We start from the raw sequence: 14,984 nt of genomic DNA, 5'->3' as shown, positions 1-14,984 counted from the left end.
AAGGCAATGAACGCTTCGCCTGCCGCGATGGCTGCGCGCATGGCGGCCGCCATCACGGTCCGCCGCGTCGGCGCCGACGAGGCGGCGCGGCAAGCGGACGCGCTGGCGCAGGCGCTGGCCGATGTGCTGATCGATTGCGTGGAAGGCGGCGCCTCGGTCAGCTTCATGCTGCCGCTGACGCGCGAGAAAGCGCTGGCCTTCTGGCACGGCGTGCTGCAAGGCGCCATGCGCGGCGAGCGCGTGCTGCTGGTGGCGCAAACAGCGGCCGGCCGCATCGTCGGCACGGTCCAGCTGATCACCGCGCAACCAGACAACCAGCCACACCGCGCCGACGTCGCCAAGATGCTGGTCCACCGCGACGCCCGCCGCCAGGGCGTTGCCGCGCAATTGCTGGCCGCCGTCGACCAGGCCGCGCGCGACGCGGGCAAGACCGTGCTGGTGCTGGACACCGTCACCGGCGGCGACGCCGAACGCCTGTACCAGCGCGCCGGCTGGCAGATCGCCGGCACCGTGCCCAACTACGCGCTGATGCCGGACGGCGCCTATTGCGGCACCACCTTCTTCCACAAGCAGCTTTAAAAGTCCGTCTCGCCCTCGATCACGACCGGATAACCGCTGATCGCGCGCGACGCCTGCATGCCGGCCATTACCGCCGCCTCCACGCAACCGGCGTTGATGCCGGTCTTGATCCAGTCGCCGGTCAGGAACAGGTTGGCGTAGCCCGATTGGTCGGTGCGCAGGCGATAGCGGGTCGAACCGACCACCGACATCACATAGCGCTCGGACGGATCGACGTTGGCGCGCCAGTACTGCGCGTCGAAGCGCTGCACGCCGGTGGCCTCGCTGCCATCCACCAGCCATTGCCACGGGAAGGCGCCCGCCGGCCCGGCCGCCGACCACAGCGACGCGATCTCCTTGCCCAACTGATTGATCGCCCCCTGCTTCGCCACCTCCGCCATGCGCGCCGGGAAGCCATGGTCGCTCACCGGCGGATAGCTGTCCACCGGCAGCGCGCTGCAGAAGTAAGACACATTGCGCGGATCGAGCGGCGCCGGCCAGTCCTCCCGCACCAGCAACTGGTCCATCGGTGCCCAGGTGTCGTAGGGCTCGGTGAAGCCGCTCAGCACCGGCTGCTGACCATCGGGCTGATACGCCCATCCCATCTGCGTCAGATCCTTGTTGAGCCAGACCTGGTAGGCTTGCGTGGCCACCGTCCGCACCTGCTCCGAGGTCGCCAGCAACGCCGGGCTGTGCGCCAGCAACTGCGGGCACAGCGTCGGCAACGAGCCGATCGAAATGCCGAACACCACCTGGTCGAAATCCACGCCGCGCTTCAGCGTCACCGCCGGCAGGTCCTGGCCAAACGCCTCGCGATACACCTCCGGCCAGTCGGTCCAATGCGATTCCAGGTTGATGCCCCTGGCCTGCAACAGATCCGCCTGCGCCTTGTCGATCTGCGGATACAGCGGCTCGCTCGGCCAGCAAGCGAGTCCCTTCACCGGCACCAGCGGATCATAGTCGGCGCCGGCCAGCGCCACCTGCTTCGTCATGCGGATGCTGCCGATCTGCGCGCCATCCGGCACCAGCTCCTCGACCTTGTGGAAGAACTTGAATTTCACGCCGCGCTTCAACAGCGCCTGGTACAGCGGCGTAAAGATGGTATCGCCCATCCCCGCCTGCATCTTGAACATGATGCCCCCCTTGTAGGCCAGGCCGATGCGCGCCATGGCCCGCAGCATGGTGCCGGCTTCCGCGTTCGGCTTGTCGAAATTGCCGTCCTCGTAGGCGAAGATCAGGTCATAGAAGCCGCGCACCGGCGCCGACTGCACGCACAACTGCTCGTCGCCGCCGTGCTTGCGCAGCCAGTCGCGGAAATCGATGTCGTTGATGACATCGAAGCCGTGCCGTATCACGCCGTCCTCGAACACGCCCTTCATCACCGTGATGCCCAGGTCCAGGCAGATGAACAGGCGACGGATATCGTCAGCCACATCGCCGTCGGCGCGGGCGATCAACTTGTCATAGCGCGCATGCAGCTTGCCGCGCACGCCCGCCATGGCGCCGGCCAGCGCCAGGTGCTGGCCCTCGTCGGCATCCTCCGCCATGTTGAACACCATGCCGGACAAGGCGCCCGCCAGCAGCGACACATCGTCCAGCAATTCTTCCGCCGACGACACCACGCCCTCCGCCAGATGATACAGCCAGTCCGGGATGATGCCGGTGTGGTGCGGATGCGGCGGCAGTGCCATTTCTTTGGTCAGCCTATCCAGGCTGCGGATCCATTGCTCGATCCAGCCGACCATGGCCACCGCCATCTGCCACAGCGTGATCTTCTGATCGCCCTCGCCCGGCTCGCCCGGCAACGTGGGGAAGACGATGGACCAGTTGTGCCACTGGTCGCCCACCCGCTCCGACAAGGCCACGTAATCCTGCTGCTTGAAGGCGTCGCGCCACGTCGCCAGCGGCGCGCCCGGCGGACGCTCCAGCGCGGCGTAAGTAGCCTTGATCATCTTGAAGGCGTTGGAATAGAAGCCGAACCAGATATGCAGGCCATGCTCCTCGATGCGCTGTCCATGGTGCGCATTGCGGCCGCTGGCGCCCTTGCCGCCCAGGCGCCAGCCCTGCTGGTAGACCGTGATGTCGTAGTTGTTCTGCCACCCCGGCTGGTCGCTCAGGTAGTAGGCGGTGGTCATGGCGCTGACGCCGCCGCCGAGGATGGCGATCTTCTGCGGCGCGATGGACGAGTTGTCCACCAGCTCCTCGCCCGGCTGCGCGGTGAAGTCGAAATTCAGGTAGTACGGCAGGATGGCCTGCTGCGCGCCAAGCTGGAGACCCAGCGTGTCGTTGAGGGGAAAGCTGTCGAAGGCGTGCAGCACGGCCTCGTAGTCGTGGCCCAGCAGCTTGCCGCCGTGGATCTTGTCGATGGTGGCTGGCGCGGCCAGGACGGCCTGGTACACCGCCTTCAGGCCCAGGCTGTCCGGGAACTGCTTGAGGAAGATCTGGTCGATGCGCGGATTGCGCAGCAGCGAGATGATGTCTTCCCAGCCAGCGACATCCATGTTGAAGAAATCGGGGATCGACAGGAACAGTTCTATCGCCTGCTCGATCAGCTCCAGCAGGCTGCCGATCTCGCGCTCGGCGCCGTTGGCCTGCGTGGCCGTCACCTCCAGCAGCGGATGCAGGGCGATCTTGGTCTCCGGCGAAAACGGGTGGAAACCCTTGGCCGACAAGGCGCAGCGATGCGCGCCGATCTCGTATTCGCACAGATACTTCGGATAGCCAAACAGCTCTCGCCCGTTAATCAGCGCCATCGCGTCGTCAACGAAGATGTGCGCCGGGTAGTAGTAGATGTGGGCCAGTTCGCCCTCGTCATCCATGGCGCCGACCATGATCCAGGTGACGATGTCGATCTCGGTGATCCAGCCCTTGGCGTGATCGACCGGGTTGGCCGAATCGGCGTGGTTCACCTGCGTGAAGGTGATCAGCACGTACGGCGAAATCGCCTTGAACGTCATGCGCGGCCCGGCCACCGCGTTCAGTGTGCCGTCCAGCGTGGCCTGCAGTTTCGCCAGGTCGCCCTTGACGAAGAAGCCGTACATGTCAGCGTTTTTCAACTGCAGCGGTGAATGCATCATCACCGAGCCGCCCTGGTAGATGTAGGAAGGTCTGGTCGCCATGATCCTGTGCATAAAAGTTTGGACTAGCCCTAGTGTATTTCAAATTTGGCATCTGTTGCCAAAAATAAATTGCATAATGGCGGTGTAGAATGGCGCCATGGCCAGAGATCCTCATGAACCACGCGCCTGGGTGCGCATGCCGTCCGGACGGCGCCTCGATTTGCTCGACCCCACGCCCTTCGACTGGGACGACAGCGATCTCGCGCTGGGACTGGCGCGCACCTACCGCTGGGGCGGGCATTCGGCGTGGCCGTTGCCGCTGTCGGTGGCGCAGCACTCGCTGACGGTGATGCACGTGCGCATGGCCGCCTGCGCCGCCACCGGGCTGACGCTGGCGCCGCTGGCGGCGCTGCGCGAACTGCTGCACGACGCCGAAGAAGGCCTGCTCGGCTTCGACTGCATCTCGCCGCTCAAGCCCTTCCTCGGCGCGGGCTTCAAGACGCTGTCGCAAAAACTCGACGCCGCCGTGTTCCTGCGCTACGGCCTGCCCGGCTGGACGCCGAAGGAACACGCCGCCCACAAGCTGGCCGACCGCCTGGCCGCCGCCGGCGAGGCGGTGCACATCGCCGGCTGGTCGGCCAGGGAAGTGCAGCAGACGCTGAAGATCACCGCCCCGCCGCTCAGCGACGATCCGCTGCACGCGGTCTACGGCGGCACACCCTGGGAGCCATGGCCGCCGGCGTTGGCCGCCGAGCGCTTCCTCGCCGAGCTGGAGCGCCTGAAAGCGCTCAGCGACAACACGCCCTGAGATCGCGCAGACCTCTGCGCACCCACGCCTTGGCGGTGCCCAGCGGCACCCGCATGTGCGCGGCCAGTTCACCGTGCGACAGGCCATGATAGTAGGCCAGCATAATCGACTGCCGATGGGACGGATCCAGCAGGGACAGGCAGCGCTGCAAGGCGCCGCGCTCGATCGCCTCCAGGTACAGTTGCAACTCGCTGACCGCTTCGGCCGGACCTTCGTCGTCCGCGTCGCGCGCCTCGCAGGACGGCGCGGGGCAGCTCTCCAGTTCCAGCTTGCCCTTGCGCAGCCGGTCCAGCGACTTGTTGCGCGCGATGCTAATCAGCCACGTCATCGGCGCCGATATCCCTGCCACGTAGGTGCCGGCCTGCTGCCACACGTTGATATAGGTTTCCTGCAATATCTCGTCCGCGAGTTCCGCTTTGCGCACCAGGCGCACGATCACACCGTACAGGCATCTACTGGTGAGGTCATACAGCTGCCTGAACGCGGCATGGTCGTGACACGATATTTGCCGCAGCAGATCCGCCAGGCGCTGGCTGTCCGCCGTCATTTCGGGTACATCCATTACCAGCCACTATTGCAGGAAGCCGGTCAGCACGTTGTTGAAGGTGGCCGCATCCTGCCACGGCGCGAAGTGGCTGACGTGGTCCAGCATGATCAGCGTGGCGCCGGGAATGGTGGACGCGACGTATTCCAGGTGCCGGCGGCTGATGAACTCATCCTCGCTGGCGCCCACGATGGCGATGCGCGGACCTCTGGTGGCCGCCAGTTGCGCGTCGCTGTAATTGGGCTCGACGGCCTGCATCTTGCGCACCTCCGTGGTCAAGCGCCCGAATCCGCGCGGGTCGGCGGCGACGCTGGCGTATTCCGCCTCCAGCCGCGCCCCGACTTCGGCGAACAAGGGCGAGTTGCGCGGCGGCGTCAGATAGCGCTGATTCATGTTCGGTCCAAACGCGAAAATCCGCTTGACGCGCTCGGGGTGGCGCATCGCCATCACCAGGCTGATATTGGCGCCATCGCTCCAGCCGGCAACGTCGGTCTGGCCGATGCCGAGCGCGTCCATCACCGCCACCACATCGCTTTCCATCAGCTCATACGACAGCGGCTGCGTGCCGAGGGTGCTGCGGCCGTGGCCGCGGCTCTCGATCAGGATCACCCGGTGTTTGCCGGCCACCAGCGCGGCCACCTGCGCTCCCCAGCTCAGGCTGGTGGCGCGGCCGCCGTGCAACAGCAGCACCGGGCTGCCCTCGCCCACGATGCCGTACCAGATGCTGGCGCCGGCATGGTCCACATGGCCTTGTTGCGACAACGCCGGCAGCGGCGTTGCCGGCGGCAGCGTGGGGGTCTGCGCCAGCGCCCCGCCGCTCCATAACATCAAGGCGGCGATCAGGCCGGAGAAGGGAATCAATTTACTCATCGTCGTACATCCTTTTAGTTGTCGTGCCCTTTTTGCGGACACAAAATTGCGTCGAATAGTAAACTGCCGGGATCGCCCGATAAATGTGCCTTTGACGACATCACTGATCAAAAAATGAAAACAATCAGCCGCGACCACCGCCTGGCCGACCCCGATGATCTGCGCATCTTTACGCTGGTGGCGCGCCTGTCCAGTTTTACGCTGGCGGCCCACCATGCCGGCGTGCCGCGCGCCAGTATTTCGCACGCCATCCAGCGCCTGGAAGAGCGGCTGGGCGCGCGGCTGCTGCAGCGAACCACGCGCCGCGTGCACATCACGCGGGAGGGCGAGGAACTGCTGGAGCGCGCCGAGCGCCTGCTGGACGAACTGGACGAGATCGGCGCCATGTTTCAGCAAGGCGCCGACCTGCGCGGCCGCCTCCGTGTCGACATGCCAATCAGCATGGCGGCCGAGGTCATCCTGCCGCGCGTGCCCGAATTCCTCGCCGCCCACCCGGAGATCCAGCTGGAGATGTTCAGCACCGACCGCAGGGTGGATTTGATCGGCGAAAATGTCGACCTGGTGGTGCGCGCCGGCGAGATCGTTGATCAGACGCTGGCCTACCGGCCGCTGCTCACGCTCGATCTGCTCAATGTCGCCAGTCCGGCCTACGTGCGCCAGCATGGCCAGCCGCGCGAACCGGGCGAACTGGCCGCGCACTGGCTGATCAATTACCAGCCCAATCCCACCAGTCCGCCGTCCGCCTTCGAGTACCTCGACGCCGCCAGCGGACAGGCGCACCGGGTGCCGATGCGCCACAAGATCACGGTCAACAACACCATCGCCTACAACGCCGCCTGCCGCGCCGGCCTCGGCATCGCGCAGTTGCCCAAGGTGCGGGCGCTGGCGGAAATCGGCAGTGGCGCGATGCTGCTGGTGCTGCCGCGCCACGTGCCGGCGCCGATGACGATGAACTTGCTGTTCCCGCACCGGCGCACCATTCCGCGCCGGGTCCGGGTGTTCGCGGACTGGCTGGCCGGGGTGGCGCGCGACATTGTCCTGCATGCCTGAGGTCGGCCGGACAGCGCCGCCCGCGCCGGCGATTGTGCATTTCATACCGCGTTTTATGCCGCCCAGCACATTTGACTATACAACTTGCGCGCCGCTGCGCATACTTGGACGGCCACTCCCGGCACAACCGACTGTATTCTGATAATGAGATTGAAATCGACTGTATCCGCAGGCCTGCTCGGCCTGCTTTCCCTGGTGTGCTGCGTGGGCGGCGCGGCGGAGCCGGCCGGCGGCATCACCTATATCCCGCTGCAATTCCGTACCATCTCCGGCGTGCGCCCCTTCATCGACGTGGAGATGGGCGGCAAAAAGTTCCTGATGAAGGTGCATTCCGGCGCGGAGTTGACCATGATGACCATCCACGCGCACGCGCAGGCAGCCGGCGTGACCGGCATGAAGCATGTGGGCAGCTACGGCATCAGCAAACCCGGCGAGGTCAGCCAACTGGGCATGGACGCCGGCGTGCTGCCGGAAATGACGGTGGCGGGAAAAACCCTGCGCAATCTGCCGATCAGCGTGTTCGAAATCCCGCAGGACCCGCCGGTGGACGGCATGCTCGGCTCCAAATGGCTCAAGGCGCTGCGGGCGATCGTGGATTACGACAAGCTGCGCTTCGGCCTGCCCGCCACGCCCGAGGACAACGTCCTGGAAGACCAGAAACTGCTCGGCGAAGGCTATATCGCGCACCGCTTCACCTTCAATGACGCCAACGGCAGCTACCAGATCGACGGCGAGATCGACGGCGTCAAAACGCCCATGACGCTGGTGACGGTGGCGGAAAACGTCGTCGATATCGAACTGGCAAGGGAAGCCGGCATTCCGCTGGGGCCGGTCTTCGACACCTACGCCGGCCCCGGTGGCGCGGTCGGCGACGCCTATCTCGCCAAGCGCATGGTCAGGCTGGTGGTCGATGGCCAGACCGTGGTGTCCGACCGCCCGCAGATTTACGATACCTATGCCTACCACGGCGAACCGCGCAAGGCGGCGCGCGACAATGCCCACAGCGTGCGCCTGGGCGCCGATTTCCTGCTGGCCAACCAGGCCGTGATCGACTTCGGCACCAACACGCTGTTCCTGCGGCCGCTGTCGGTGACCGATCCCGCCGCCGCCGGAAAATAGCCGTCGCCAAGGTGGCCGGTTGCCCGCCTATACCAACGTATAACTATACGCGGCGGGCAAGGTTGACGAGAATGAGCTCATCAACTTCACCTGGAGAGCCAGACCATGAATACCGCATCCGTTCTCATCGCCGACGTCCACCCGCTGATCCGCGCCGGCATGGCCGCCCTGATCGAGTCCGACGGCAAGTTCACGCTACTCGGCCAGGCCAGCGATGGCGAACAGGCCATTGAAATGTGCGACCGCCTGCAACCGGACCTGCTGCTGATGGACCTGAACATGCCGGGCTGCGACGCCGTCGAAGCCATCGGCCGCATCCGCGCCCACAACCCGGACGCCAAGGTCATCGTCCTCAGCGGCCACGATGGCGAGGAAGACGCCGACCGCAGCATGCGCGCCGGCGCCCACGCCTACATGCTGAAAAACGCCCCGCTGGACGACCTGATGACCTGCATCCACGCCGTCCTGCAAGGCAAGAAGTTCATGATGCCGGAACTGGCCGTCAAGCTGGCCAGCCGCATCCACGGCAACCAGCTGACCCCGCGCGAACGCGACATCCTGATGCACCTGGCCACCGGCAAGAGCAACAAGGTGATCGCCCGCGTGGCCGGCATCGGCGTCGGCACCGTCAAGTTCCACGTCAAGAGCATCATGTCCAAGCTCAACGTCTGCACCCGCACCGAGGCGGCCATGGTGGCCGCCAAGCGCGGCCTCGTGCACCTGAATTAAAGGGGCTGGACATGCCCGGCTTCCGTGATAAACTTGCTAATTTTTCCGGAAGCCAACATGACCGTCGGGATAGACTCTGTCAGCCTGGATCCGGCGCTGCAAGCCAGTGCCGTGTTCGCCGAGTTCCAGCAGCGCGCGCAGGGGCTTCCCGCTGACGACGATTACCCGTGGCAGCAGGCACTGCGCCACAGCCTGAACGACGAACGGCTGGCCGACGCCGATGCGCGCGAACTGTTCGAGTATCGCATCGCCACGCTGCTGGCGGACGGCTGGCAACCCGGCCACGAAGCGCTGCTGGTGGCCGCCATGTCGGTATTTGGCTGGCGCGAACATCGCCAGCGCCTGCAACTGCTGGGTGACGCCGGCGCCCTGCTCGACGTCGCATGCGGCGAACGCGCCGCTTACGACCAGCAGCCGGCCCGCGAGCGCGAGCGTCAGCGCCAATTGATTGCCCGGTTGCGCGACGGCACGCCGCCCGCCACCGGCCAGCTGGCCTACGCCGCGCCGCTGCTGGAACAACTGCTGGCGCGCTACCCCACCTGGCTGGGCATGGTCACCAGCGTGCCGCACATCCTGCAATGGCGCGCGCAGTACGCGCGGGTGCCGGCGTGGCGCAAGCTGCCGGCACGGATCGGCAAGACCGGGCTGCTGATCGGCGGCGTGCTGATCGCGCTGACGATTGTGGTGGGCCTGCTGCCAGGCGGCGGCGACACCCGCCGCGCGCCGCCGCTGACCGCCGCCAACCTGACCGAGCGCGGCACCGACGCGCTGGACCAGCGCAAACTGCCGGAAGCCATCCACTACTACACGCAGGCGATACGGCTGGCGCCCAAGGATGCCACCCTGTACAGCATGCGCGCCATCGCCCACGCGTGGAGCGGCGATTTCGATCCGGCACAACACGATCTGGACCGCTCGGCCGAGCTGGACGGCGCCAATGCGCTGCTGTTCCGCGCGCGCGGCATCCTGGCTTACGAACGCAAGCAGTACAGCGACGCCGCCGATGCCTACACGCGTTCGCTGCAACTGGAACCGGACCACTTGTTCACGCTGCTTCAACGCGCCCATACCTGGCTTGCGCTGCACGATTATCCGCAGGCGCTGGCCGATGCCGACCAGATGCTGAAACTGAATCCCACCTACGGCACGGCGCCCTACTGGGTGCGGCTCCGGGTCGCCCGCGCGCAAAACAATCACGCCGACGCCATGCGCCAGATCCAGGCCATGCTGACGGCGCTACCGGAGAACAGCTACGCCTACCACACGGCGGCGCGCGCCTACATGCTGTGGCAACAGCCGGCCGATGCGCTGGCGGTGCTGAACCGCGGCATCGAGCGCAAGCCGGACGCCGACCTGTACTTCCTGCGCGCGCAGCTACGTCCGCAGGCGCAACTGGCGCAGAAGCGCGACGACCTGGCCAGGGCGCTGTCGCTGGCGCCGACGTCCTTCCAGCTCGCGCGCACCGCCGCCGAACTGGAAATCAATAGCCGCAACTTCAGCAAGGCCGTCCCCATCCTCACGCAAGTACTGCAGCGCGGCGGCGTGAACGACAGCCAGCGCGCCACCTTGCTGGGCTTGCGCGGCATCGCCTACACCGGCGCCGGCAACGGCAAGCAGGCCCACAGCGACTACCAGGCCGCCCGCGCGCTGGTTGACAACGCCATCGGGCTGAACAATCTGTGCTGGCTGCTGGCCACCCACAATACCTCGCTCGATGAGGCGCTGGCGCTGTGCGACGCCTCGCTGTACCGCCTGCCCGACTACGCCGCGGCGCTGGACAGCCGCGGCATGGTGCTGCTGCGCCTGGGACGCTACCAGGACGCCATCGCCGCCTACGACGCCGCGCTGGCGAGGCGGCCCGATTTTGCCGGCTCGCTGTACGGACGCGGCCTGGCCAGGCGCAAGCTGGGCCAGCACAGCGCCGCTGACGCCGACCTGAAGGCTGCGCGTGCCCTCGATGAGGATGTGGACGAGGACTTCCGTACCATGGGTCTGGTGCCCGCTCAGGCTTAAGGCAGAGGCCGCACTGGATGGGAGGCTCTAGACTGCCCCATTCTGATCGACACTGGAGGAACCATGTTTACCTTATCGCGCCGCCTGCTGGCGGCCTGCCTGCTGGCCTGCGCCGGCCTGGTCCACGCCGCCGCGCCGTTCGCCACCACCCAGGCGCCCGGCTACTACCGCACCACCGTGGGCGAGTTTGAAGTGACCGCGCTGTCCGACGGCACCCACGTGTTCCCGGTGGACACGGTGATGACCAACATCACGCAAAAACAGGCGCTGCAAGACCTGGCCGACGTCGACCTCAAGCTGCCGGTCCAGGGTTCGATCAACGCCTTCCTGATCAACACCGGCAGCAAGCTGATCCTGGTGGATACCGGCGCCGGCGCGCTGTACGGCCCCTGCTGCGGCAAGCTGCTGACGCATCTGCGCGCGGCCGGCTACCAGCCGGAGCAGGTCGACGAGGTGCTGATCACCCATCTGCACAAGGACCACGCCGGCGGCATCCTGCGCGACGGCCAGGCGGTCTTTCCCAATGCCGTGCTGCGGCTGTCGCAGGCCGAGGCCGACTACTGGCTGACGCCGGCCAACAAGGCCGCCGCGCCGGACTTCCTGTCCACCTTCTTCGACGCCGCCCAGGCCGCGGTGGCGCCCTACCAGGCGGCCGGCCGCTACCAGCCATACAAAAACTTCGGACCGCTGGAAGCGGGCATCGACGCGCTGCGCGCGCCCGGCCACACGCCCGGTCACGCCGCCTACCTGGTGCAGAGCAAGGGCCAGCAGTTGCTGATCTGGGGCGACATCGTCCACGTGGCCGGCATCCAGTTCCCGCATCCGAGCGCCACCGTCAAGTACGACAGCAGCGCGCCGGACGCCCAGGCCACCCGCCGCCAACTGCTACAACTGGCGGCCGGCAAGCACGTGACCGTGGCCGCCGCCCACATCGCCTTCCCCGGCCTGGGCCACATCCGCCTGCACCAGGGCGAGTACCAGTGGCTGCCGCTGAACTACGACGAAACCCCGGCCAGCAGGGACTAACCCTATCGGGTATGTCACTTATTGCAAATCTGCCGTATTTCACACTTCTGGCCTATCCTGCATGATGCGTGCTGAAACAACCTGTTCAACACCATGGGAACCGCAGCATGGCCAGTATCCAGCCCTCTCCCGACCTGCGCCCGGCGCGCATCAACGCGCTGGGCCAGTTCGCCGCCTCGATCGCGCATGAAGTCAAGCAGCCGCTGGCGGCGGTGACGCTGCACGCGCAAGCCTGCCTGCACTGGCTGGCGCAGGATCCGCCGGCCATCGAGCAGGCGCGCGCGGCGCTGCGCGTGGTGCTGGAGGCCAGCAGCATCGCCTCCGGCATGGTGCGCAGCCTGCACGGCATGGCCTGCCAGGCGGCGCCGCAACGCCAGACCTTTGTCGTCAACGACGTGGTACGCGATGTGCTGCAACTGCTGCGCGGCGAACTGCGCCAGCAAGGCATTGCCGTCAGCGAGCAGTATGCGCCCGACTATCAGCTGCACGCCGACCGCGTGCAGCTGATGCAGGTGCTGATGAACCTGGCGCTGAACGCCGTCGACACCCTCAAGGACGTGCACGACCGCCCGCGCGCGCTCAGCTTCAGCACCGCGCTGATGGACGGCGCGCTGCGCGTCAGCGTGGCGGACAACGGCGCCGGCATCGCGCCGGCGTTGGCGGACCGGGTGTTTGAACCGCTGTTTTCCACCAAGCCAGGCGGCACCGGCATGGGGCTGGCGATCTGCCGCGCCATCGTCCAGTCGCACGGCGGCCGCATCTGGAGCGCAGCCGCCGCGCCGCACGGCACCGTATTTCATCTCAGCTTCAAGGAGTACACCTTATGGACCCCATCTCGATCCTGATCGCGGACGATCACCCCCTGATCCTGGCCGGCCTGAGTTCCCTGCTGGGCACCATGCCGGCGTTTCGCGTGGTGGCGCAGGCCAGCGACGGCCAGCAGGCGGTTGAGCTGTACCGCCAGCACCAGCCGGACGTGGTCATCATGGACCTCGGCATGCCGCGCCTGAACGGCGTCGACGCCATCGAACAAATCCGCGCCGGCGACCCCGACGCCAGCATCGTCATCCTCACCACCTTCCAGGGCGACGAGGACGTCTACCGCGGCCTGCGCGCCGGCGCCAAGGCCTACCTGCTGAAGGACGCCGACTCGGCGCAACTGGTCGACTGCCTGCGCACCGTGGCCAGCGGCCAGCAATTCCTGCCAGCCGAGGTGGCCAGCAAGCTGGCCGAGCGCAAGGCCACCAGCCAGCTGTCGCGGCGCGAACTGGAAATCCTCGCCTACATGGCCACCGGCAAGAGCAACAAGATGATCGCGCGCAGCGCCGATATCGAGGTCGGCACCGTCAAATTCCACGTCAACAACATCCTCGCCAAGCTGAACGTGGCCAGCCGCACCGAGGCCGCCACGGTGGCGGCCCGGCGCGGCCTGCTCAGCGTCTTCTAAGCCTTACTTGGCCGGCACGGCGGCCAGCACCTTGTGCTGGCTGCTGGTGCGCTCCGGCGCCTTGTGCACCATGGTGTAGGCGTAGTCCACGCCCATGCCGTAGGCGCCCGAGTGTTCCTTGGCGATGGCCATCACGCCATCGTAGGTTTCGCGGCGGGCCCAGTCGCGCTGCCATTCCAGCATCACCTGCTGCCAGGTCACCGGCACCACGCCGGCCTGCACCATGCGCGCCATGGCCTGGTCGTGCGCTTCCTTCGAGGTGCCGCCCGAGGCGTCGGCCACCATGTAGATTTCGTAGTCGCCTTCCAGCATCGCGCACAGCGCGAAGGTGGTGTTGCAGACTTCGGTCCACAGGCCGGCCACCACGACTTTTTTCCTGCCGTTGGCCTTCAGCGCGTCACGTACCTTCTGGTCGTCCCACGAGTTCATCGACGACCGTTCGAGGATGTCCTTGTCCGGGAAGACGTCCAGCAGTTCCGGGTAGGTGTGGCCGGAGAAGGCTTCGGTTTCCACGGTGGTGATGGTGGTCGGAATGTTGAAGACCTTGGCGGCCTTGGCCAGCGCGACGGTGTTGTTCTTCAACACCTGGCGGTCGATCGACTGCACGCCAAACGCCATTTGCGGCTGGTGATCGATGAAGATCAGCTGGCTGTTCTGCGGCGTCAGGACTTCTAATTTCGGATTGCTCATGATGGTGTTCCATGTGGTGTAAAAGGAACCTCCATGTTAGGAGGCGACAGCGGCCCGCACCACTCATCTAAATATAGGCGGTGCGGGCGGCGCGCCTCTGCTAAGATGGGCCATCATGAAGACACAACTCACCGAACTGGCACGCGCGCTGCGCGACCTGCACAAGCAACTGATCAACCTCGAAACCCAGTATTTCGGCGCCGTCGGCAGCCCGCTGGAACATCTGCAGCTGATCACCAACCACCCGCATTTCGCCTGGCTGCAAAAGCTGTCCGGCCTGATGACGCAAATCGACGAACGCCTGGACGAGCCGGAGCCGGTCACGCCGGAGGAGGCCAAGGCCTTCCGCCAGTCGCTGGAAATGCTGATCGGCCCGTGCGAGGAAGGCGACCAGGCATTCCGCGCCAAGTACAACGCGCTGCTGCACGACGGCCCGGAGCTGGTGATGGCGCACGGCGCGGTGCGCAAGCTGCTGGCGCAGATCTAAATAAAAGCTATCGCAAAGATAGATACAATAAAATTTACCAATCGATGTGCGGAAGGTAATCTGGCAACAAGTTCCACAGATTACGAGATGACCATCATGCACATCAAAGCCCGCCTCCACGCCCTGCCCCTGCCACTCAGCGCCATGGCGCTGCTGGCCGCTTTTGCGCTGGCCAATCTCCAACTGCAAAGCGCCGGCTGGGCGCTGTTTGGCGCCGGTGTCATCCTGTGGGCGCGCTTTGACGCCAGGCAGTTGCTGAAGGCCGACCGCTACGGCCTGTCGCCCGCGCTGGCCCTGCTGGCCTACCCGGCGCTGGCCGGCGACCAGGCCGAGGTCGGCATCACCTTCGGGCTGGCCTTGCACGCGCTGGTGGTCTTTCTGATCATCACCAGCCGCCATCTGTCGGAAGACATAGCGCAAGGCTTTTCTCAGCAAAAAGAGATAAGCCAGCGTATTTAAAGTGGTTTTTTCAGATATCCACATCAATTGTGGATAAGGGTGTGAATAACCGCCACTTGACAGCCAAGAAGCCCTGTAACGACGGGCTCTACAACAAAATGCCTAATCCACAGGCAGATTTTTTC

At 65.8% G+C, this 14,984-nt stretch carries 15 protein-coding genes; 11 read left to right on the top strand and 4 right to left on the bottom strand.

The genetic code is table 11. The features are described from left to right. Positions 1-39 precede the first annotated feature (39 nt). Positions 40-579 carry a GNAT family N-acetyltransferase gene (locus tag FHW58_RS04320; protein WP_179673274.1) on the top strand — a complete coding sequence of 180 codons (540 nt, stop codon included), beginning with the start codon at positions 40-42 and terminating at the stop codon, positions 577-579. On the opposite strand, the gene FHW58_RS04315 is transcribed toward FHW58_RS04320, so the two are convergent. Then, positions 576-3,677: an FAD/NAD(P)-binding protein gene (locus FHW58_RS04315; RefSeq protein ID WP_179671813.1), complete on the bottom strand. Its 3,102-nt coding sequence runs from the start codon at positions 3,675-3,677 to the stop codon at positions 576-578. The genes FHW58_RS04320 and FHW58_RS04315 overlap by 4 nt on opposite strands. A gap of 97 nt (positions 3,678-3,774) precedes the next feature. On the opposite strand from FHW58_RS04315, the gene FHW58_RS04310 reads away from it, so the two are divergent. Continuing rightward, positions 3,775-4,425: a phosphohydrolase gene (locus FHW58_RS04310; RefSeq protein WP_179671812.1), complete on the top strand. Its 651-nt coding sequence runs from the start codon at positions 3,775-3,777 to the stop codon at positions 4,423-4,425. On the opposite strand, the gene FHW58_RS04305 is transcribed toward FHW58_RS04310, so the two are convergent. After that, on the bottom strand, positions 4,406-4,987 hold the full coding sequence (locus tag FHW58_RS04305) for an RNA polymerase sigma factor (protein WP_179671811.1): 582 nt from the start codon (positions 4,985-4,987) through the stop codon (positions 4,406-4,408). The genes FHW58_RS04310 and FHW58_RS04305 overlap by 20 nt on opposite strands. A 9-nt stretch (positions 4,988-4,996) precedes the next feature. Continuing rightward, the gene (locus FHW58_RS04300; RefSeq protein ID WP_179671810.1) at positions 4,997-5,839 is read right to left on the bottom strand and encodes an alpha/beta fold hydrolase; all 843 of its coding nucleotides are present in this window, start codon (positions 5,837-5,839) and stop codon (positions 4,997-4,999) included. 114 nt (positions 5,840-5,953) lie between these two features. Between FHW58_RS04300 and FHW58_RS04295 the strand changes: the two genes are divergently transcribed. The 7 genes from FHW58_RS04295 (at position 5,954) to FHW58_RS04265 (ending at position 13,223) form a co-directional block, all read left to right on the top strand. Next, on the top strand, positions 5,954-6,889 hold the full coding sequence (locus FHW58_RS04295; RefSeq protein ID WP_179671809.1) for a LysR family transcriptional regulator: 936 nt from the start codon (positions 5,954-5,956) through the stop codon (positions 6,887-6,889). 150 nt (positions 6,890-7,039) lie between these two features. Then, a complete protein-coding gene (locus FHW58_RS04290) occupies positions 7,040-8,008 on the top strand; it encodes an aspartyl protease family protein (RefSeq protein WP_179671808.1) in 969 nt (322 codons plus the stop codon). Positions 8,009-8,113: 105 nt separating this feature from the next. Continuing rightward, a complete protein-coding gene (locus FHW58_RS04285; protein ID WP_179671807.1) occupies positions 8,114-8,737 on the top strand; it encodes a response regulator transcription factor in 624 nt (207 codons plus the stop codon). Between the two features lie 57 nt (positions 8,738-8,794). Beyond that, positions 8,795-10,750: a tetratricopeptide repeat protein gene (locus FHW58_RS04280; RefSeq protein ID WP_179671806.1), complete on the top strand. Its 1,956-nt coding sequence runs from the start codon at positions 8,795-8,797 to the stop codon at positions 10,748-10,750. Between the two features lie 63 nt (positions 10,751-10,813). After that, a complete protein-coding gene (locus tag FHW58_RS04275) occupies positions 10,814-11,776 on the top strand; it encodes an MBL fold metallo-hydrolase (RefSeq protein WP_179671805.1) in 963 nt (320 codons plus the stop codon). Positions 11,777-11,883: 107 nt separating this feature from the next. Further along, complete coding sequence (locus tag FHW58_RS04270) at positions 11,884-12,621, top strand: sensor histidine kinase (RefSeq protein ID WP_179671804.1); 738 nt, start codon at positions 11,884-11,886, stop codon at positions 12,619-12,621. Further along, a complete protein-coding gene (locus FHW58_RS04265) occupies positions 12,600-13,223 on the top strand; it encodes a response regulator transcription factor (protein WP_179671803.1) in 624 nt (207 codons plus the stop codon). Before FHW58_RS04270 ends, FHW58_RS04265 begins: the two co-directional genes overlap by 22 nt. A 3-nt stretch (positions 13,224-13,226) precedes the next feature. Here the strand turns inward: FHW58_RS04265 and FHW58_RS04260 are convergent, their stop codons facing one another. Beyond that, positions 13,227-13,913, bottom strand: a complete 687-nt coding sequence (locus tag FHW58_RS04260) for a hydrolase (RefSeq protein ID WP_179671802.1) — start codon at positions 13,911-13,913, stop codon at positions 13,227-13,229. Positions 13,914-14,028: 115 nt separating this feature from the next. On the opposite strand from FHW58_RS04260, the gene FHW58_RS04255 reads away from it, so the two are divergent. Further along, entirely contained in the window at positions 14,029-14,400 is a 372-nt protein-coding gene (locus tag FHW58_RS04255; RefSeq protein ID WP_179671801.1) for a hypothetical protein, read from the top strand. A gap of 96 nt (positions 14,401-14,496) precedes the next feature. Next, the gene (locus FHW58_RS04250) at positions 14,497-14,859 is read left to right on the top strand and encodes a hypothetical protein (RefSeq protein WP_179671800.1); all 363 of its coding nucleotides are present in this window, start codon (positions 14,497-14,499) and stop codon (positions 14,857-14,859) included. The last annotated feature ends 125 nt before the right edge of the window (positions 14,860-14,984 follow it).

The organism is Duganella sp. 1224 (assembly GCF_013408245.1).
In the GTDB taxonomy this organism is placed as follows: Bacteria; Pseudomonadota; Gammaproteobacteria; order Burkholderiales; family Burkholderiaceae_D; genus Rugamonas.
This window is presented reverse-complemented; position numbering and strand designations above follow the sequence as displayed.

What these genes read in the sequence shown, in the direction of transcription:
- FHW58_RS04280 (WP_179671806.1), top strand. Translation starts at nt 8,795, where the DNA reads ATGACCGTCGGGATAGACTCTGTCAGCCTGGATCCGGCGCTGCAAGCC.
- FHW58_RS04260 (WP_179671802.1), bottom strand. Translation starts at nt 13,913, where the DNA reads ATGAGCAATCCGAAATTAGAAGTCCTGACGCCGCAGAACAGCCAGCTG.
- FHW58_RS04310 (WP_179671812.1), top strand. Translation starts at nt 3,775, where the DNA reads ATGGCCAGAGATCCTCATGAACCACGCGCCTGGGTGCGCATGCCGTCC.
- FHW58_RS04255 (WP_179671801.1), top strand. Translation starts at nt 14,029, where the DNA reads ATGAAGACACAACTCACCGAACTGGCACGCGCGCTGCGCGACCTGCAC.
- FHW58_RS04285 (WP_179671807.1), top strand. Translation starts at nt 8,114, where the DNA reads ATGAATACCGCATCCGTTCTCATCGCCGACGTCCACCCGCTGATCCGC.
- FHW58_RS04275 (WP_179671805.1), top strand. Translation starts at nt 10,814, where the DNA reads ATGTTTACCTTATCGCGCCGCCTGCTGGCGGCCTGCCTGCTGGCCTGC.
- FHW58_RS04320 (WP_179673274.1), top strand. Translation starts at nt 40, where the DNA reads ATGGCGGCCGCCATCACGGTCCGCCGCGTCGGCGCCGACGAGGCGGCG.
- FHW58_RS04305 (WP_179671811.1), bottom strand. Translation starts at nt 4,987, where the DNA reads ATGGATGTACCCGAAATGACGGCGGACAGCCAGCGCCTGGCGGATCTG.
- FHW58_RS04270 (WP_179671804.1), top strand. Translation starts at nt 11,884, where the DNA reads ATGGCCAGTATCCAGCCCTCTCCCGACCTGCGCCCGGCGCGCATCAAC.
- FHW58_RS04315 (WP_179671813.1), bottom strand. Translation starts at nt 3,677, where the DNA reads ATGGCGACCAGACCTTCCTACATCTACCAGGGCGGCTCGGTGATGATG.
- FHW58_RS04295 (WP_179671809.1), top strand. Translation starts at nt 5,954, where the DNA reads ATGAAAACAATCAGCCGCGACCACCGCCTGGCCGACCCCGATGATCTG.
- FHW58_RS04250 (WP_179671800.1), top strand. Translation starts at nt 14,497, where the DNA reads ATGCACATCAAAGCCCGCCTCCACGCCCTGCCCCTGCCACTCAGCGCC.
- FHW58_RS04300 (WP_179671810.1), bottom strand. Translation starts at nt 5,839, where the DNA reads ATGAGTAAATTGATTCCCTTCTCCGGCCTGATCGCCGCCTTGATGTTA.
- FHW58_RS04265 (WP_179671803.1), top strand. Translation starts at nt 12,600, where the DNA reads ATGGACCCCATCTCGATCCTGATCGCGGACGATCACCCCCTGATCCTG.